The sequence below is a fragment of the Raineyella sp. W15-4 genome, from assembly GCF_033170155.1.
In the GTDB taxonomy this organism is placed as follows: Bacteria; Actinomycetota; Actinomycetes; order Propionibacteriales; family Propionibacteriaceae; genus Raineyella.
The window spans coordinates 2,361,989-2,378,592 of record NZ_CP137079.1 but is presented as its reverse complement, the minus strand read 5'-3'; the positions used below and the strand labels follow the sequence as shown (position 1 = coordinate 2,378,592).

The 16,604-nt window shown below is 69.2% G+C and carries 20 protein-coding genes; 8 read left to right on the top strand and 12 right to left on the bottom strand.

What is annotated here, in order from left to right; all coding sequences use genetic code 11:
• Positions 1-16: 16 nt before the first annotated feature.
• From R0145_RS11120 to R0145_RS11095, 6 genes are read right to left on the bottom strand one after another with little or no spacing between them, the layout of a single operon-like run.
• Positions 17-1,129 carry a phosphotransferase gene (locus tag R0145_RS11120; protein ID WP_317836912.1) on the bottom strand — a complete coding sequence of 371 codons (1,113 nt, stop codon included), beginning with the start codon at positions 1,127-1,129 and terminating at the stop codon, positions 17-19.
• Positions 1,126-2,412 carry an aspartate aminotransferase family protein gene (locus R0145_RS11115; protein ID WP_317836911.1) on the bottom strand — a complete coding sequence of 429 codons (1,287 nt, stop codon included), beginning with the start codon at positions 2,410-2,412 and terminating at the stop codon, positions 1,126-1,128. Before R0145_RS11115 ends, R0145_RS11120 begins: the two co-directional genes overlap by 4 nt.
• Complete coding sequence (locus R0145_RS11110) at positions 2,409-3,554, bottom strand: ABC transporter ATP-binding protein (protein ID WP_317836910.1); 1,146 nt, start codon at positions 3,552-3,554, stop codon at positions 2,409-2,411. Before R0145_RS11110 ends, R0145_RS11115 begins: the two co-directional genes overlap by 4 nt.
• A gap of 1 nt (position 3,555) precedes the next feature.
• Positions 3,556-4,395, bottom strand: a complete 840-nt coding sequence (locus R0145_RS11105) for an ABC transporter permease (RefSeq protein WP_317836909.1) — start codon at positions 4,393-4,395, stop codon at positions 3,556-3,558.
• Positions 4,392-5,279: an ABC transporter permease gene (locus R0145_RS11100; protein ID WP_317836908.1), complete on the bottom strand. Its 888-nt coding sequence runs from the start codon at positions 5,277-5,279 to the stop codon at positions 4,392-4,394. Before R0145_RS11100 ends, R0145_RS11105 begins: the two co-directional genes overlap by 4 nt.
• 18 nt (positions 5,280-5,297) lie before the next feature.
• Positions 5,298-6,353, bottom strand: coding sequence for an extracellular solute-binding protein (locus R0145_RS11095; RefSeq protein WP_317836907.1), 1,056 nt, complete (start codon positions 6,351-6,353; stop codon positions 5,298-5,300).
• A gap of 352 nt (positions 6,354-6,705) precedes the next feature.
• Here R0145_RS11095 and R0145_RS11090 point away from each other — a divergent pair, with 352 nt between their 5' ends.
• The 5 genes from R0145_RS11090 (at position 6,706) to R0145_RS11070 (ending at position 10,889) form a co-directional block, all read left to right on the top strand.
• Positions 6,706-7,326, top strand: coding sequence for a DJ-1/PfpI family protein (locus tag R0145_RS11090; RefSeq protein WP_317836906.1), 621 nt, complete (start codon positions 6,706-6,708; stop codon positions 7,324-7,326).
• A gap of 38 nt (positions 7,327-7,364) precedes the next feature.
• Positions 7,365-7,895, top strand: a complete 531-nt coding sequence (locus R0145_RS11085; protein ID WP_317836905.1) for a MarR family transcriptional regulator — start codon at positions 7,365-7,367, stop codon at positions 7,893-7,895.
• Between the two features lie 54 nt (positions 7,896-7,949).
• The gene (locus R0145_RS11080) at positions 7,950-9,488 is read left to right on the top strand and encodes an MFS transporter (RefSeq protein ID WP_317836904.1); all 1,539 of its coding nucleotides are present in this window, start codon (positions 7,950-7,952) and stop codon (positions 9,486-9,488) included.
• Positions 9,489-9,566: 78 nt separating this feature from the next.
• A complete protein-coding gene (locus R0145_RS11075) occupies positions 9,567-10,163 on the top strand; it encodes a TetR/AcrR family transcriptional regulator (RefSeq protein ID WP_317836903.1) in 597 nt (198 codons plus the stop codon).
• A gap of 117 nt (positions 10,164-10,280) precedes the next feature.
• The gene (locus R0145_RS11070; protein ID WP_317836902.1) at positions 10,281-10,889 is read left to right on the top strand and encodes a maleylpyruvate isomerase N-terminal domain-containing protein; all 609 of its coding nucleotides are present in this window, start codon (positions 10,281-10,283) and stop codon (positions 10,887-10,889) included.
• Here R0145_RS11070 and R0145_RS11065 read toward each other — a convergent pair.
• The 5 genes from R0145_RS11065 to R0145_RS11045 form a co-directional block, all read right to left on the bottom strand.
• Complete coding sequence (locus R0145_RS11065) at positions 10,876-11,568, bottom strand: HAD-IA family hydrolase (protein ID WP_317836901.1); 693 nt, start codon at positions 11,566-11,568, stop codon at positions 10,876-10,878. The two genes, R0145_RS11070 and R0145_RS11065, sit on opposite strands and share 14 nt — an antisense overlap.
• 18 nt (positions 11,569-11,586) lie before the next feature.
• The gene (locus R0145_RS11060) at positions 11,587-12,327 is read right to left on the bottom strand and encodes a DNA alkylation repair protein (protein ID WP_317836900.1); all 741 of its coding nucleotides are present in this window, start codon (positions 12,325-12,327) and stop codon (positions 11,587-11,589) included.
• An 88-nt stretch (positions 12,328-12,415) separates the two neighbouring features.
• Positions 12,416-12,655, bottom strand: a complete 240-nt coding sequence (locus tag R0145_RS11055) for a (4Fe-4S)-binding protein (protein ID WP_317836899.1) — start codon at positions 12,653-12,655, stop codon at positions 12,416-12,418.
• Between the two features lie 50 nt (positions 12,656-12,705).
• Positions 12,706-12,921, bottom strand: a complete 216-nt coding sequence (locus tag R0145_RS11050; protein ID WP_317836898.1) for a PLD nuclease N-terminal domain-containing protein — start codon at positions 12,919-12,921, stop codon at positions 12,706-12,708.
• 59 nt (positions 12,922-12,980) lie between these two features.
• Positions 12,981-14,000, bottom strand: a complete 1,020-nt coding sequence (locus R0145_RS11045; RefSeq protein ID WP_317836897.1) for an alpha/beta fold hydrolase — start codon at positions 13,998-14,000, stop codon at positions 12,981-12,983.
• A gap of 159 nt (positions 14,001-14,159) precedes the next feature.
• Between R0145_RS11045 and R0145_RS11040 the strand changes: the two genes are divergently transcribed.
• Entirely contained in the window at positions 14,160-14,735 is a 576-nt protein-coding gene (locus tag R0145_RS11040) for a TetR/AcrR family transcriptional regulator (RefSeq protein WP_317836896.1), read from the top strand.
• A gap of 32 nt (positions 14,736-14,767) precedes the next feature.
• Here R0145_RS11040 and R0145_RS11035 read toward each other — a convergent pair whose 3' ends face one another.
• Positions 14,768-15,694, bottom strand: coding sequence for a sulfite exporter TauE/SafE family protein (locus R0145_RS11035; RefSeq protein WP_317836895.1), 927 nt, complete (start codon positions 15,692-15,694; stop codon positions 14,768-14,770).
• Positions 15,695-15,865: 171 nt separating this feature from the next.
• Between R0145_RS11035 and R0145_RS11030 the strand changes: the two genes are divergently transcribed.
• Positions 15,866-16,096 (top strand): ribbon-helix-helix protein, CopG family, encoded by a 231-nt coding sequence (locus R0145_RS11030; protein WP_317836893.1) that lies wholly within the window; start codon positions 15,866-15,868, stop codon positions 16,094-16,096.
• Entirely contained in the window at positions 16,093-16,521 is a 429-nt protein-coding gene (locus tag R0145_RS11025) for a type II toxin-antitoxin system VapC family toxin (RefSeq protein WP_317836892.1), read from the top strand. Before R0145_RS11030 ends, R0145_RS11025 begins: the two co-directional genes overlap by 4 nt.
• Positions 16,522-16,604 lie beyond the last annotated feature (83 nt).

Here is a 16,604-nt window from a genome sequence, read left to right as displayed (position 1 = left end):
GGGGCCACGTCCGCTGTCATTGCGGCTCGTTCCGCCGCAGGACGGTCCGGTGACGTTCCATCAGGCGCTGGAGACGGTGCCGGATCCCGTTCGGCTCGATGCGTGCGAGCGCACGCAGTCGAGCGAGATCGTCATGGCCGTGCGAGCGCAGGTACGCGGCCCGCTCCGGGTCCGTGGCGCGCTGGTATGCCGTCACGAGGACCCGCAGAGCCACCCGTGCCGGTGCCGCGCCGGCGACGATGTCGAGATCAGCCTCGGTGAGGGGTCGGACCTCCAGGTAACCGTCGACCAGTGCGAGCACGTCCCGCCACGGGTCTTCCTGCGCGGTCAGGAAGGACCCAGCGGCCACGGCGAGATCCAGTGCGACCGCCGTACGCGTCACGTCGCCGAAGTCGATGATGCCGGTGACGTACTGCGGGGCCGCCCCGTCGACCAGGACGTTGAACCGGTTGAAGTCACCGTGCAGCACCTGGTGCTCGGCGCTGGGCAGCAGCGGGGCGACGTCACTGTCGAAGATGTCGAGGACCCGTTCGACGAGGGTTCGCAGCTCCGGCCGGTCCACGTAGGTCAGCAGTGGACGTAGCTGCGCGAGATTCTGCAGGTCCCAGATGAGCAGCCGGTCGGCACCGCGATGCTCCAACCCGCGCAGGGCCAGCGACAGCCGGGCCAGGCTGCTGCCCAGCAGTCGGGCCTGGTCCGGTGTCGGCGTCCGTTGCCCGATCGGTTCGCCCTCCAGGTAACTGAGCACCCGGAGGAGTCGCGGGTGGGGTCCGCATCCGCCGCCCACCGCGATCATGGTGGCCCCGTGCCGGGCACGTCGCAGTCGGGGGAGGGGCAGCGTCGGGTCGTGCGCTGCTGCATGGTCCAGGGCGACGGACTGGAGGTCCACGGTCAGCGGATCCTCGTAGGAGGAGGAGACCTTCACCAGCTGGCGTCCCTCCGCGCCGCCGGCCCGGCCGAGCACGAAGGTGTCGTCCTTCTCCGTCGCGATCCGCTGCAGGGTCCCTGCCAGGCCGAACTCGTCGCGTACGATCGCTGCGACCAGGTCCGGGTCGACGGACCGCTCCCGGGTCCCGACAGCCGACGCGGCGAGGACCCGGTCGAGGAGGGAAGGGGTCTCGGTCGTCATCGCGCTCGCCCCAGCACCGCGGCGAGTTCGTCCAGCAGTCGCGTCGCATCGCCGGCGGTGCAGACCAGCGGGGGCCGGATCTTGAGGACATTGCCGGCGGGTCCGGAGGAGCCGATCAGTACGTGTCGTTCCCGTAGCCCGTCGACGACGGCGGACGCGAGTCCTGGGTCGGGCGTGGTCGATCCGGGGTCGGTGACCAGATCCAGACCATAGAACAGCCCCGTGCCCCGTACGCCTCCCACCTGCCCGCAGGCGTTCGCGATCTCGTCCAGGCCGGCGCGCAGCCCCGCTCCGACCTCGGCGGCATGGGTGATCAGACCGTCGTCTTCGATGACGTCGAGGACAGCTCCCGCGGCAGCGACACTCACCGAGTTGCCGCCGAAGGTGTTGAAGTAGCGGCTGCGGCGTCCGAAGTCCTCCAGCAGCTCCGGCCGGAAGGCCGCCGCCGCGATCGGGAAACCGTTGCCCATGGGCTTGCCCATCGTGACGATGTCGGGGACGACCCCGTGCCGGTCGAAACCCCACATTCCCTCGCCGAGCCGACCGAACCCGGCCTGCACCTCGTCCGCGACGTACAGCCCGCCCAGGCTGCGCACCACCTCGGCCGCCGGTGTCAGCCAACCGGTGGGGTCGGAGTGCACCCCGTCCGAGGAGAACACCGCATCGACCACCAACGCGGCGACACCGTGCCCGTGGCGGATCAGGTCCGCTGCTGCGTCCCGCACGTGGTGCACCATGGCCTCGGTGAACGCCTCCGTGGCCAGCCCGCTGCGCCACAGATCCGGCGTGGGGATCGTCCGGACATGGGCACCGAGACCCACGCCTTCCCCCAGCGACGGGGAGATGGCTGCGACGGCCTGGGTGACTCCGTGGTAGGCGTTGGCGGTGACGATGATTCCCTGGTGGCCGGTGACAGAGGTGGCGACTCGCAGGGCCAGATCGTTCGCCTCCGATCCCGAGCACGTGAGCATCAGTCGACCGATGGCCGCTGGCAGCGTCGCCAGGAGGCGTTCGGCGTAGTCGACGACGCCGTCCTGCAGGTACCGGGTGTTGGTGTTGACCCGGCGCATCTGCGCGTCGACCGCCTCGATCACCCGCGGGTGGGAGTGCCCGACGCAGGGAACGTTGTTGTAGGCGTCGAGGTATTCCTCGCCGTCGGCGTCGAAGAGGTGCATCCCTTCGCCACGCACGACGTGCAGGGGCTGCCGGTAGAACAACCGGTAGGCGGGTCCGAGGGCTCGTTGCCGCCGCGCCAGCAGGGTCCGGTCCGCGTCCTCGGTCACGATGCGGCCACCGTGGAGACGTCGTCGACGGCCCAGGAGACGTGGACCCGGTCGCCCTTGCAGGTCCGGGCCTCCGGAAGGTGCGCACGAACGCGGACCTCGATGTCGAATCCCAGATCAGTGCGGACGAAATAGCGGTAGGCGGTACCGAGGTAGAGGACCTCGGTGACCACCCCGGGGACCTCCCGTCCGTGCACCGGGGCCGACTGCATGGTGGAATGCGTGCTGCGCAGGGTGGCCAGCTCGGGGCGTACGACGACCGCGGCCCGGTCTCCGGGGGCGAAGGTCGTCGCCGATCGGCGGGTGGACAGCGGGAAGAGCGTGTCGCCGATCATCAGCCCGTCCGCGGTCACGGTGCCCTCGATGATGTTCGATTCGCCGACGAAGTCGGCCACGAAGATCGAGGCGGGGTTCTCGTAGAGCTGCTGAGCGGTGCCCAGCTGTTCGATCCGGCCATGGTTGTAGATGGCGATCAGATCGCTCATCACCAGCGCTTCCTCCTGGTCGTGGGTGACGAAGACGATGGTGGAGTTGAGGCGGTCCGCGATGTGCTTGATGCTCACCTGCATCTCCTCGCGCAACCGTCGGTCCAGAGCGCCCAGTGGCTCGTCCATCAGCAGCAGGTCGGGCTCGAAGACGATGGAGCGGGCCAGCGCGACGCGCTGCTGCTGGCCGCCCGACAGCTCCCGCGGCATGGCCTTCGCCCTGGCTTCCAGGTCGACGACCTCGAGGGCGTCGATCGCTCGCTTCTCCGCCTGGCGGCGCGGGACGCCGCGGACCTCGAGCGGGAAGGAGACATTGCGGACGACGCTCAGGTGGGGGAACAGGGAGTAGTTCTGGAACACCATGCCGATGCCTCGGCGGTAGGGCTGCAGGCCGACGATGTCGCGGCCGCGCAGCCGGATCGTCCCGGAGGTCGGCTCGAGGAAGCCCGCGATCATGTTCAGGGTCGTCGACTTGCCCGATCCCGAAGGCCCCAGCATGGTGAGGAAGGTGCCCTGTTCGAGGGCGAAGGACACGTTCTCCACGGCTGCAGTGGTGCCGAAGGAGCGGGAGACCGCGGTGAGCTCGAGTGCGGGGCCGTCGTACGGGGCAGGGGCGACCTCGGCGGCGCTCTCCTCGAGGGTGGTGGTGATGGTCATGTCACTGGTCCTTTCCGCGAGACTGCAGCCTGCTGATCACCAGCAGCAGCATCGTCGAGATCACCATGAGCACGGTGCTGAGCGCCGCGAGCACGGGGGTGAGGGTGGTGCGGGACTGGGTCCACATCTCGACCGGCAGGGTCTTCATCCCGGGCGAGACCAGGAAGGTCGAGACGACGACTTCGTCCCACGAACTGACGAATCCGAAGAGGGCTCCGGCGATGATGCCCGGTGCGATCTGGGGCAGCACCACGCGCCGGAAGGTCTGCAGTGGTGTGGCGCCGATGACGAGGGCTGCCCTTTCCTGGTTGGGATCGAACTCCGACAGCGAGGCCGACACGGACACGACCACGAAGGGAAGCGCGAGGACCGCGTGGGCGAGGATGAAGCTCGCCATGGTGCGGTAGAGGTCGAGGTTCAGGAACAGGATGTAGAGCCCGATCCCGAGGATGACCGGGGGGATGGCCAGCGGGGCCAGGGACAGTCCTTGCAGGAACGCCCGGATCCGGGGGGACAGGCGGACCAGGCCCAGGGTGAAGGCGGTGCCGACGACGGTGGCCAGGGCGGTCGATGCCAGTCCGACCTGGAGACTGATCGAGGCGGTCTTCCGCCAGACCGGGTCCTGGGCGAGGGTGAGATACCACCGCAGGGTCCACCCGTCCTTCAGGGTGCCGAGGCTCGGGCTGCTGTTCAGCGACATCGGAATGATGAACAGGGTCGGCAGGATGAGATACAGCACGACGAGTCCGACGAATGCCCCGAGCAGGAGGTGCCGCAGCTGGAGCCGGGGACGTCGGAGCCGAGCCCGCCACGTGGCGTGAGGGAGAGTCGCGGTGCTCATGACCGACGCTCCCGCACCAGGGCCGGCAGGCCGCGCAGTCCGCGGAAGAAGGCGAGGCAGAGCAGCATCCCCGCCAGGAGGATCAGCCCGATGGCGCTGGCCCGGACTGTGCCGATCTTCTGGGTCTCCTGGACCAGGAGCTCGGCGACCATCATGTTGCTCGGCGCGCCGAGCATCGACGGCGTGATGTAGAAGCCGAGTGACAGGACGAACACCAGCGTGCAGCCGGCCCAGATCCCGGAGGCGGACAGCGGCAGGAACACCTTCCGGAATCGTTGCCAGGGGTTTGCGCCGAGGCTGTAGGCGGCGCGCAGCAACTGGTCGTCGATCGTCGACATGCTGTTCATCAGGGAGATCACCATGTACGGCAGCAACACCTGCACCATGCCGATCAGGACTCCCCACGGGGTCCGGATCATCGCGAGCGGCTCGGCGATCCATCCCCGGGCGAGCAGGAACGAGTTGATCACGCCGGTGTCTTGGAGCAAGCCCACCCAGGCGAAGGTACGGGTGAGCACGCTGACCCAGAACGGCATCAGCACGCAGGCCGTCAGCACGGTGCGCAGGCGCCTGCCGGTGCGCAGCAGCGCGTACGCGTACGGATACCCCAGCAGCAGGCACACCAGCGTGGTGGCCACCGCGGTCTCGAGCGTGTTGGCGAAGACTCTGCGGTTCGAGACCGAGGTGAAGATCGTCCCGTAGGTGCCGATGCCGTCGCGGAAGGACTCGAAGGCCATCAGGACCAGTGGTCCCACGAACAGGACGAGCAGGAGCAGCAGCGCCGGGAGCAGCAGCAGGGCGCTGCCGACGGAGGCGGGACGGGCTGCTGCGGTGGCGCCTCGTCTGGCTCCGGTCGGAACGGCGACGATGGTTGTCGTGGTCATGGGCGTCTCATTCCCCCATCACGCCGTCATCCAGGCGTTCCAGCGCTCGGCGATGCTCTTGTAGTTGTCGGACCACCAGGTGTCATCGACCTTCACCTGACCCTCCATGTGGCTGGTCGGGCGTCGCTTGTTCTCCTTCAGGTCGGGGCTGGCCAGCGCGTCCTTGGTCGTCGGTCCGAAGACGATGGCATTGGACCAGTCCACCTGCTTGGCCGGGTCGGTGATGCATTCGATGAAGCGGTTGGCCAGCTCGGGGTTCTTGGCACCCTTCGGGACGACCCAGTAGTCGTCGGTCTGGATCCACTGGTCGAAGTACACCTCGAACGGTGCGTGGTCGTTGTTGATCGCATCGTCCGCTCGGTTCAGCCAGACTAGGGCGGCGACGACTTCACCACTGGCGATCAGGCTCTGGGAGGTCGCACCGGTGTCCCAGAAGACGAGGTCTCCCTTGATGGTGTCCAACTTCGCGAATGCCCGGTCGAGGTCAAGGGGGTAGAGGTGGTCGGCGGGGACTCCGTCGGCCAGCAGAGCCATCTCGAGCAGTCCGGCGAACAGGCTCTTCGGGACCGCCCGCTTGCCCGGGTAGGTCGTGGTGTCGAAGAAGTCCTGCACCGAGGTGAAGCCGGACCCGAACGTCGTGGTGTTGTAGGTGAACACGGTCGCTTGGGTGTCGGAGCCGACACGGTACTGCTGCGCATAGCTTCCGGAGAACTTGTCCTTGGTCACGATGGAGAAGTCGATGGGGGAGAGCTCCTCGGGGCTGACCCCGAAGTCGTTCTGGACGTTCATGACATCCCACGGCACGTTCCCTGAGGAGACCGCCGTACGGATCTTGGAGTAGTCCATCGGCTCGTCGACCTGGAAGTCCACGCCGAGCGCAGTGGCGCAGGGGGTGTACAACGCACGGATGTTGTTCGCCTCGTAGCCGGTCCCGGTGGGGCCACCCCAGTCGAAGATGGTGATGGTCTGCTTGCCGGCGGCCGAGCCGGAAGCACATCCGGCGAGGAGTAGTGAGCTCGCCGTCAGGAGTGCGGCAGCCGAGAGCACTCTGGCGCGGAATGGTGTGACAGTCATGAATAGGACCCTCCGAACGTCGTGGCGGGAAACCGTCGTCGGGAAGGGGCTGGGACCGAGCGTCCGGCGGTCGTCGCCGGACGTCGGCCCGAGGTTGCGTACGCAGTCTCGGGCCGGTCGGTCCCTGGACTCGTTGCGTGCCGACATCATGCCCCCTGATCAGGTTTCCCGGGCGTTTCGTGGCGAACGCCGTGCGATGGTCTGATTCTTGTGGGCAATTATTATCAGCGTGAAAATAAAGTGTTTCAGCTGGGTACCGGTCGGTCACGGTTCTTTCGGGGCTGGGGTGTTGCTGGGGTGAGATGAACTTCGGAAGTATGACAATGTGTTGTCGATATGTAATCATGTTGTCATGACTCGCACCGCGTACGTCGCCCTCTACGACACCCTGGCGGACTGGGAGACCGGTTATCTCCTGGTCGAACTGCACACCGGACGGTTCACCGGGATCCCCTGGCGGATCGTCACCGTCGCCGAGACCATGGACCCGATCATCACTATGGGTGGGGTGCGGATGGTCCCCGACCTGGCTCTGGCGGGCCTCGACCCGACCGATGCCGACCTGCTGGTGCTCGCCGGCGCCGCGATGTGGGACCTCGGTGGTGGTCGACCCTGGGTGGAGGTGGCCGCAACGTTCCTTGCGGCTCACGTTCCGGTGGCAGCGATCTGCGGTGCGACCGCCGGGCTTGCCGGCGCCGGACTGCTCGACCACCGGGATCACACCAGCGCGGCTGCCGAGTATCTGGCTGCCCTGCCGGGCTATCACGGCGCGGATCACTATGTGTCGGCCCGGGCGGTCAGCGATGGCGACCTGATCACCGCCGGACCGCAGTCGCCGGTCCAGTTCGCCCGGGCGACGCTCGGGCGCCTCGGCCTGGCTCCGGAGGAGATCCTGCAGGCGTACGAAGATCTCTTCCACGAGGGTGATCCGGCGGCCTTTGGTGTGTTGATGCAGGCCGCCGCGGCCCGGTGATGTCGGACCGTCCCGAGGGTCGCACTGAGGTGGCCGAGGTGACCGGGGCAGTCGAGGTGGCCGAGGCGGTCGGGGCAGTCGAGATACCACCACCCAGGGACCGCTGGCCGGAGCCGGCCCTGGAATCGCCGGCGGGAGAGGCTCTCACCCAGCTCATCCTGGCCACCTTCCGGCTCAACGCCCGGCTGATGGAGGCCGCCCAGGAGTTGGCCGCCGCCGGCGGGATCACCGCGGCCTGGTGGCAGGTCCTCGGCGGGGTGCTCGACCAGCCGCGCACCCTGGCAGACATCGGTCGTCGGATGGGGGTGTCCCGGCAGGGGGTCCGCCGGGTGGCCGACCTGCTCGTACGCCGCGGGCTGGCCGAGTACCGGCCCAATCCGGCCCATCGGCGTGCCCATCTGCTCGCCTGCACCGAGGCCGGCTACTGGGCGATCCGGCAGATCTCCGTCGCGCAGCATCCCTGGGCCGATCGGATCGGCTCCCAGGTCGGCCTGGTCGACCTGCGGCACGCCCTGACCACGATGCGCCGGCTGACCGCGGTCCTGGAGGGTGATGGGGTAGCCTGGTGACGTGCGGCAGTAGCGTCCATTGAATTATACCGACTGGACGGTACAGTAAAACGGGTGACCTGGTCTTCCTCCCCTGCGCCGCCGGCCGTCCTGCCTGTTCAGCGGCCGCCCGATCGCCGCCGTTGGGCGGCCTTGGCCGTCCTCGGTGCCGCCGTGCTGCTGCTGGCGATCGACGGGACGGTGCTCTCGCTGGCGGTGCCTGCGCTCATTGAGGCTCTCGCCCCGTCGGCGGAGCAGGTGCTCTGGGTCGGCGACAGCTACTCGCTGGCCTTGGCCGGGTCGCTGGTGCTGATGGGCAATCTCGCGGACAGGTTCGGCCGCAAGCGGGTGCTGCTGGTCGGATCAGTCGCCTTCGGCCTTGCCTCGCTGGTTGCTGCGTTCTCGACGTCTGCCGAGATGTTGATCGTGGCACGGCTGTTGCTCGGCATGGCCGGCGCGACCCTGATGCCGTCGACCCTGTCGCTCATCCGCAACATGTTCCCCGACGACGCCGAGCGCACCAGGGCGATCGCCATCTGGTCGATGGCCTTCGGTGCCGGATCGGCCATCGGACCGTTGGTGGGAGGGGTCCTGCTGGAGCACTTCTGGTGGGGGTCGGTGTTCCTCATCAACGTCCCGGTGATGGTGCTGGTGCTGGTGTCGGGTCTGATCCTGCTCCCGGAGTCCCGCGATCCGGACCCGGGCCGTTTCGACATCGCCTCCGCGGCGCTGTCGATGGGCGCGATCGTGCCGATCGTCTACGCCATCACTCACGTGGTGGCCTCCGGGCTCACCCCGCTGATCGTGGTCTGCAGCGTGATCGGACTGGGGAGTGGCGTGCTGTTCGTCCGGCGCCAACGGCGGTTGACTGACCCGATGCTGGACGTCGACCTCTTCCGACGTCCCGCCTTCTCCGGCGCAGTGGGGGCCAACGTGATCGCGATTTTCGCGCTGAGCGGCCTGATGTTCTTCTTCTCCCAGTACCTGCAGTTCGCGCGCGGATTCACTCCCCTGCAGGCGGGACTGGCCGAGCTACCCGCGACGATCGCCTCGGTCGTCGTCGTGGTCCTGATCGGGTTCCTGCTCGACAGGCTGGGACGCGGGCGTGCTATCGCGTTGGGGATGGCGATGGGCGCGGCCGGGCTGGGGCTGATCGCGGTCGCGGAGGTGGCCAAGGGCTATCTGTGGTTGGCCGTGTGCTTGGCGCTGATCGGCTTCGGGGTCGGGTTGGCCACCACGCTGACCGGTGATGCGATCGTGTCGGCGGCCCCGCCGGACAAGGCCGGAGCGGTCTCCGCGATCACCGAGACCGCTCAGGAACTCGGCGTGGTGCTCGGTATCGCCGTGCTGGGGTCCCTGTTGTCGGGCACCTACCGCCGGGCGGTGGGGCAGGCCATCCCGGCCGGCCTCGATCCGGAGACCGAGGCCCGGGTCCGTGATTCGTTGGGGTCGGCGCTGAGCGTCCTGGACCCGGGCTCCGCCCTCGCAGATGCTGCACGGGAGGCGTTCGTCACCGCCATGCAGTCCACGACGGTGGTCGCCGCCGTGTGTACGTTCGGGGCGGCGGTCGTCGCCTGGTGTCTCATACCGTCCGTACGGGAGGCGGACCGCTAGCGTTGTCCGGAGTCCGGAGTCCGGAGTCCGGAGACCGGAGACCGGAGACCGGAGACCGGAGGACAGGAGGAGAGATCCATGGGACGGACCACTGGCCGGTCGGCCGATGACACGCGCCGGGCTGTGCTGACGGCGGCCGCGGTCGCGATCCGGACGAAAGGGGTGCACGTCTCCCTCGACGACATTGCCCGCCAGGCCGGGGTGTCGAAAGGGGGCCTGCTCTACCACTTCCCGAGCAAGGAAGAACTCATCCTGGAGCTGGTACGGGACCTGTTGGCGTCTTTCCGGGCATCGATCGAGGCCCATCTCGATCCGCAGGACACGATGCCCGGTGGCCTGGCCCGGGCATATCTCCGGACACTGTTCGCACCGGCCGAGGAGGAGGCGCGGGACGCGATCGCGGTGATGATCCAGTTGATGGTCATCCCGGAGGTCGCTGAACTCGCTCGTGCGGACGCTCGTGATCTCCAGGCCGAACTCGGTGCCGATGGCCTGTCACCGGAAGTCCTCGCACTGGTCGTCTCCTCCGCTGACGGGGTCAGTGCCGCCCCGTTGTGGGGTGCCGCTGTGGCGGGCGAGGAATATCCCAGGCTCGGTCGACATCTGATCGAACTCACCCGACGGCCGGAACTCTGGGAGGACCTCCACTGGGACGAGCGACCAGCTCACCCCTGAGTGAGGGTGCATTTCTCGGCCGACCGCCGGCGGGATGCCGGCGTACGCGGGCGGTACGCTCCCCCGCTCGCATGTCGACGCGTCGGGCCCGGCCCACGCGGTGCTTGACTGGGGGCCATGGATGCTCGGACTTGGTTCACTACCGCCGCGGCGGGATTCCTGCAGGTCGTCGAGGGGATCGATCGATCCGTCCTCGGTGACCCCGGACTGGGGGAGTGGGACGTACGCTCCCTCCTGGGGCATTCGGCGCGGGCCTTCGTGACCATCGAGTCCTACCTCCGATCCGAGCTGACGACCCCGCCGGAGTTGCCCGCGGCCGCCGACTACTTCATCGCCGTCCGGGCCACGTCGGCGGATCCGCAGGGGGTGGCGGAGCGGGGACGGCAGGAAGGCGTCGCCCTCGGTGCCGACCCGGTGGCCGCGGTCCGCGCGATCGCGGCTCGCATCATCCCCCTGGTCGACGACACCCCCGACGACTGCCTGGTCGAGAGCCCGTTCGGCACCATGTGGCTGAAGGGCTACCTGCCGACCCGTGCCTTCGAACTCACCGTCCACGGCATCGACCTCGCCCGCGCCACCGATCAGATGGTCCCACCGGCCCTGGTCGAGGCCGCGATCCCGGCGGCCGAACTCGGCGCAGCGATGGCGCCGGCCGAGCAGCGGATCCGGCTGGTACTGGCGATGACCGGTCGGGACACGCTGCCGGCCGGCTTCACCGTCCTGTGAGCCCTGTCGGCGTCCGGTGAGTCCCGTCGGCCTGGTCGGTCGTCCGGACGACCAGACCCTCAGCGGTCGACTCGACGCGGCAGGCGGTCAGGTCGGCAATGACCTCGTCGGCGGCGGCGAGCCCCGCGGCCGGGTGGGACGTCGCCACGGCCAGCACCCGGGCGCCCGCCGCTCGACCGGCCCGGATCCCGGCCGGCGCGTCCTCGATCACCAGGCAGCGCCGGGCGTCACGGCCGAGAGCCCCGGCAGCGCGTAGATAGCCCTCGGGGTCGGGCTTGCCCACCGTCACGTCCTCCGCCGAGATCAGCACCTCGGGGGCGGGCAGGCCGGCGGTCGCGAGGCGCGCCAGCATGAGGCGTCGCGAACCGGAGGTCACCGCTGCCCACCGGCTCGGCGGCAGCTCCGTCAACAGCCGACGGGTCGCCGGCAGCGCGATCACGTCACTCAGGTCGGAGAGTTCCATCCGCTCCAGCTCGATCACCGCCGCCGCGCGGTGCTCCTCCGGAAGCAACGCCGCGACGGTGTCCTCGCTGCGCCGGCCGTGACAGACCCGGAGGATCTCCTCCGCGTCGAAGCCGTGCACACCGGCCCAGGTCCGCCAGGTGCGGGTCACTGCAGCCGTTGAATCCACCAGGGTGCCATCGATGTCGAACAGGATGGCGTCGACGTGAAAGAGCATGACTTCAGGCTAGGCGAATCAACTGCCCGATCGGACGGGGCGTCGCCGGACCGCCGCGATGGCGTCGCGCTGCGCCTCGCTCAGCGGTTTCACCGCCTCCCGGACGGTCACCCCGGACGCGCGGTCGGCGCGGGGGAGCAACCATCCGAACACCAGGTCCGGGCGTTTGCGTCCGGTGTCGCGGAGCACCCAGCCGATCGCCTTGCGGATGAAGAACTCCTTCTCCTCGAGCATGGCATCGGCGTAGCGGGCGAACCGGTCGAAGTCGCCGTCACCGCGGCGCAACGGGATCAGCAGCGCCAGCAGGGCGGAGCGGCGGATCCAGAAGTCGTCGTCGATGGCCCAGCGATCCAGGGCCACGCCCAGTGCCGGGTTGCGCTCGACGAGCGGTCCGACCACCGACGCCGCCAGGTTGTCCACCAGCGCCCAGGTGCCCGATTCTCGCAGCAGCCGCTCGAGCAGCGCGAGGTCGTCGGCCTGCAGTACGCCGACGGAGGCCTCCAGCGCCTCCACAGCGGCCGCCCGACGTTCGTGGACCGGGACTGCCCAGAGCGCCTCGACCAGGGTGATCAGGACGTCATGGTCCAGCGGATCCCGCCCGGTCACTTCGCGTACGGTCGTCCGGACCGCCGGCAACGTGGTGCCGTAGTGCTCCAGGGCGCTCTTGAGATAGGCCTTCTCGGCGACCGCCCGCTCGGGCCGGGCGCGGGCCCGCAAGCCCGCGTCGATCCGGTCGGCGAGGGTGAGGGGCTCGGTCACGTCGTTCTCCTCCCGACCGGTGGCAGCGGTCCACCGAGCATCGAGCCGACCGGGGGGGTAAGGGCGACCGAGCGGCTCGACCGGTGGTTCAGCCCGCGGCGTGCTCCGCGCCGCGTTCGATCTTCAGGGCGCCCGAGGGACAGCGGCCGACGACCGCGATCAGCTGGGCGGCGCCCTCCGGGGTCGCGGCCGGCTCGAGATTGATCCACGGCCGGGCCCTGGTGTTGAAGACCTCCGGCATCCCGCGGACGCATTCCGCCGCGTGCTGGCAGATCTCCCCGTCGAACGAGACATCGACGAGTCGGCCAGTGTAGAGCTTGCGCGTCACGGGATCAGGCTAGCAAGTGGTGGCAAGGGTGGGCACCGTGAGGGAGCGGCTCAGGCCCGGCGCCCGCGCAGGAAGTAGAGGATCGGGCCGATGAAGTTGATCGCGATCACCGCGGCCCAGACGCCCTTGCGGCCCCGCACGGCGTTGGCCGGGCGGCGTGCCAGGTCCGCCCAGGCCGTCGCGGCCAGCGAGAGCTGGACGGAGGCCAGCGTCAGCATCGCCGCCTGCTGTCCCTTGGTGAGATCCTGCCAACGCTTCTTCGCCATCACGTTGCTCCTTGTCGAGGTTCCTCCATCGTGGCACGCCACCGGTCGCCGGGTGGTCGCTATCCCTCCTGCTCGGCCCACAGACGTTCCAGGCGCTCCTCGAGCGGGCCGGCCACCTGCATCGGCAGGGAGTGCGTGGTGTCGGGCCAGGTCTCGACGATGCCGTGGGGGAGCACAGCGGTCGCCCGGTCGGCGGCGCGGCGCCCGCCGGCCAGTGAGTCGGTCGAGGCGATCGCCACGTACACCGGCATGGTCAACCGTGCGGCCTGGTCCTCGGTGAGCGGGTTCGGGGTCGGCAGCGCCGCCGTGTAGTGCTTCGAGCCCTCGGCGATCATCCGGGCCAGCGGGTCGTCCGGGTCGTACGTCCCGCCGCCGATCCTGCCCAGGGCCAGCTCCCGCACCGGGTCCGGCAGGCCGGGAAACGAACCGAGCACGGCCCACCCCATCATGTCCGCCGGAGGGCGGGCGAAGGTGAACACCGGCTCCAGCAGGGTCAGCGACACCACGTCGTCCGGGTACTGCCGCGCGTACGCCGCCGCGGTCGCCCCGCCGAACGAGTGCCCCACCACGTGAGCACCGTCCGGGGCAAGCCGGGTGAGGACCTCGTGGATCCAGACGGCCATGTCGTCGAACGAGGCCAGCGGCACACCCTGCACCGACATGCCTGCGTCGCCCAACGCGTCGAGGGCGAGGATGCGGCGCTGCGCGGCGAAGCCCGGCAGATTCACCTGCCACATCGGTACGCCGGAGCTGCGCCCCGGCAACAGGACCACCGGGGTGCGCCCCGCGGAGCCCGGTGGGGCCCACTCGTACACCCGCACGGTGCCCCAGCGGGTCGCGACGTCGTGGACAGCGGTCGGTGGCGGCAGGGCGGACATCGCCTCGTCATACGCCGCGGCATACTCGGCGCGGCCGCGCTCGGACCGGAAGTGCCCCACCCCGGGCGGACCGAGCAGCGTCCGGACGGCGCCGGTCGCGCCGCCGAGCGCGAAGCCGAGCAGGACCAGCAGGGCGAGTCGTCGCCACCACCGGCGCTGCACGCCGGTGGTGCGGTGTCGAGCGGTGCTGCGGTCCACCATCGGTCCCCCTCGGGCAGTGGTCGGATCGTCGGGATCGTCGGGATCGGATCGTCGGGATTATTTGCGACTCGGATCCCCGCGGTCGGATCTACGGGGTCGCTCTCACACTTTTGCGATACGTTCGTATTGTAAACCTTCGGGGTCCACTACGCTGGAGGTATGCCCAGGATCGTCGACCACGCCCAGCGTCGGCAGGAGATCGTGCTGGCTCTGTGGTCGGTGATCTACCGGCGCGGCATCGCCGGGGTGAGCTATCAGGCCGTCGCCGACGCGGCCGGGGTGTCGGTCGGCAGGATCCAGCACTACTTCGGGTCCATGCGGGAGCTGGTGCTCGAGGGGGCGCGCACCATCGTCGCCCTGTCGTCGGAGGCGTGGTACGCGGCCGGGCAGGGGCAGGACGCCGCCGCCCGCCTGGCCTCCCTGGTCCGCCAGCCCGTCCCCGACACCGAGACCTTCCGCCGTGGCGCGGCTGTCTGGTACACGTACGTGGCTGCCTCCACGGCCGATCCGGAGATCGGGGCGATCGTCCGCGAGGCCCTGTCCGGCGGGTTCGACGCCGCCACCGAGCTGGTCATCGCCCTGCCCGGCGACCGAGACCCGGCCGTGGCACGATCCGATGCGGTGCGGCTGATCGCGCTGAGTCACGGCATCACCCAGGCCGTCCTGGTCGGTGCTGTAGAGACCGGGGAGGCGCTGGCTCTGCTCGACCGCGAGGTGGGACGCCTCGGCGGCTGAGGCTCAGCGGGGCCCGATCCCGACCGGACGACCTAGACGAGCAGCATCACCCCGGTCACCAGGGTGAGGATCACGATCAGGACGTTGAAGACGGAGCGGTTGATCCGTCCCGAGGCCCATCGCCCGACGGCGACGGTGGCGATGATCACCGGGATCGAGGCGGCGATCATCGGCAGCCAACTGGTGGTGATCATGCCGAGACCGAGTGAGAAGGGCAGTTTGACCAGGTTGATGATCAGGTAGAACCAGGCCGTGGTGCCGAGGAAGAGGCGGACGGAGAACCCCTCGGTCATGAAGTACATCGAGGTGACCGGCCCGCCGGCGTTGGCGACCATGGTGGTGAACCCGGCCAGGGTCCCGAAGAGGATGCCCTTCGTGCGCCGCGGCCCCGCGGCCGGTAGGGCGGTCTCGGTGGGCGTGACCTCGGTGGGTGGGACCGACACGACCTCGGTGGACGCGGTGCCGGACGGGCTGTCGGCCGCCGTAAGGTACTCCGTCGCGACGCCGGTGTCCGGACCGGCCGCGTCGGCGCCGTCCGTACGATCGGCGACCGTGTTGTCAGCGATGGTGTTCTCGGCGGCCGTACGGGCGTTCGTCCGTTCCCGCAGGTAGCGGCGGATCATCGGGGCGACGTTCCAGGTGACGAAGACGAGGATGATGGCACCGATCACCCGTCGGGTCACCGTGTCGTCGGCGACGAAGAGGAAGCCGGCACCGAGGACCACCCCGACGACGACGTTCGGCAGCAGACGGCGCAGCGTCTTCCGGTCGACGTTCTTCCGGAACGCCCAGATCGCCGTCCAGTCGGCGATGATGATCAGGGCGAGGGTGACACCGGTGGCCTCCTTGGCGGGAATGATGTTCGCGAGGGCGCCGATCCCGAGGATCGCGGCCCCGGGCAGGAGGGACTTGTCGAGCGCGATGAGCGCCGCGACAAGCATCACGGCCAACCAGATCATGGGTCTTCTCCGAAGCAGCTCCGACGATTTGTACTGACAAATCAGAATCATACGCCTGCGGTGCGTTCCGGTCGTCCGGGGTGGGGGCCCGGACGCCGGCGGCGTGTTACCGGGTCCCGCGCGCGGCATCAGTGATGCCGTAGTCAGCGCATCACGATGTAGAGTTGCGCCATGCGTACGACGATCAGACTCGATGACGACGTCGCCGCTGCCGTCGAGCGGCTGCGCCGCGAGCGCCACCTCGGCCTTGCCGAGGCGGTGAACCAGTTGGCCCGGGCCGGCATGGAGCGGGCCGGCACGCGGCGGAAGACGTTCACTCAGCGGACCGCCCATGTGGGTCTTCGCGTCGATGTCTCCAATATTGCCGAGGTGCTCGACCTTCTGGACGAGGACGACGCGTGATCGTCGACGCGAATGTGCTCCTGTATGCGGTCGACGCCGACAGTCGCTTTCACGCCGAGGCGCGGGATTGGCTGGAGGGCGCGCTGAATGGTGCCACCAGAGTCGGGCTCCCGTGGATCTCGCTGGTCGCCTTCCAGCGGATCATCACCCACCCACGGGTCACCGCCCGACCACTCGACGCGGCCGCGGCCTGGGGATACGTGACCGACTGGCTGGCGGCTGACCAGGCCTGGGTACCGAGCGCGGGAGCCCGACACGGGGAGATCCTCGGCCGGTTGCTGACCGAGGGAGACCTGCGCGGCAACCTGGTGACGGACGCTCACCTGGCGGCGCTGGCGATCGAGCACGGCGTGGACCTGGTGTCGTACGACAGCGACTTCGCCCGGTTCGACGGCGTGACCTGGGTCCACCCGGGGGCTCGATAGCAGGGCCGGTCCGCCTCGCCCTGCTCCAGGTGCGCCTCACCCGCGCGATTGTGGCTGACTACCAGCACAAAGGCGCGGGCGAG

What these genes read in the sequence shown, in the direction of transcription:
- R0145_RS11120 (WP_317836912.1), bottom strand. Translation starts at nt 1,129, where the DNA reads ATGACGACCGAGACCCCTTCCCTCCTCGACCGGGTCCTCGCCGCGTCG.
- R0145_RS11110 (WP_317836910.1), bottom strand. Translation starts at nt 3,554, where the DNA reads ATGACCATCACCACCACCCTCGAGGAGAGCGCCGCCGAGGTCGCCCCT.
- R0145_RS11105 (WP_317836909.1), bottom strand. Translation starts at nt 4,395, where the DNA reads ATGAGCACCGCGACTCTCCCTCACGCCACGTGGCGGGCTCGGCTCCGA.
- R0145_RS11100 (WP_317836908.1), bottom strand. Translation starts at nt 5,279, where the DNA reads ATGACCACGACAACCATCGTCGCCGTTCCGACCGGAGCCAGACGAGGC.
- R0145_RS11095 (WP_317836907.1), bottom strand. Translation starts at nt 6,353, where the DNA reads ATGACTGTCACACCATTCCGCGCCAGAGTGCTCTCGGCTGCCGCACTC.
- R0145_RS11090 (WP_317836906.1), top strand. Translation starts at nt 6,706, where the DNA reads ATGACTCGCACCGCGTACGTCGCCCTCTACGACACCCTGGCGGACTGG.
- R0145_RS11075 (WP_317836903.1), top strand. Translation starts at nt 9,567, where the DNA reads ATGGGACGGACCACTGGCCGGTCGGCCGATGACACGCGCCGGGCTGTG.
- R0145_RS11070 (WP_317836902.1), top strand. Translation starts at nt 10,281, where the DNA reads ATGGATGCTCGGACTTGGTTCACTACCGCCGCGGCGGGATTCCTGCAG.
- R0145_RS11065 (WP_317836901.1), bottom strand. Translation starts at nt 11,568, where the DNA reads ATGCTCTTTCACGTCGACGCCATCCTGTTCGACATCGATGGCACCCTG.
- R0145_RS11050 (WP_317836898.1), bottom strand. Translation starts at nt 12,921, where the DNA reads ATGGCGAAGAAGCGTTGGCAGGATCTCACCAAGGGACAGCAGGCGGCG.
- R0145_RS11045 (WP_317836897.1), bottom strand. Translation starts at nt 14,000, where the DNA reads ATGGTGGACCGCAGCACCGCTCGACACCGCACCACCGGCGTGCAGCGC.
- R0145_RS11040 (WP_317836896.1), top strand. Translation starts at nt 14,160, where the DNA reads ATGCCCAGGATCGTCGACCACGCCCAGCGTCGGCAGGAGATCGTGCTG.
- R0145_RS11035 (WP_317836895.1), bottom strand. Translation starts at nt 15,694, where the DNA reads ATGATCTGGTTGGCCGTGATGCTTGTCGCGGCGCTCATCGCGCTCGAC.
- R0145_RS11030 (WP_317836893.1), top strand. Translation starts at nt 15,866, where the DNA reads ATGCGTACGACGATCAGACTCGATGACGACGTCGCCGCTGCCGTCGAG.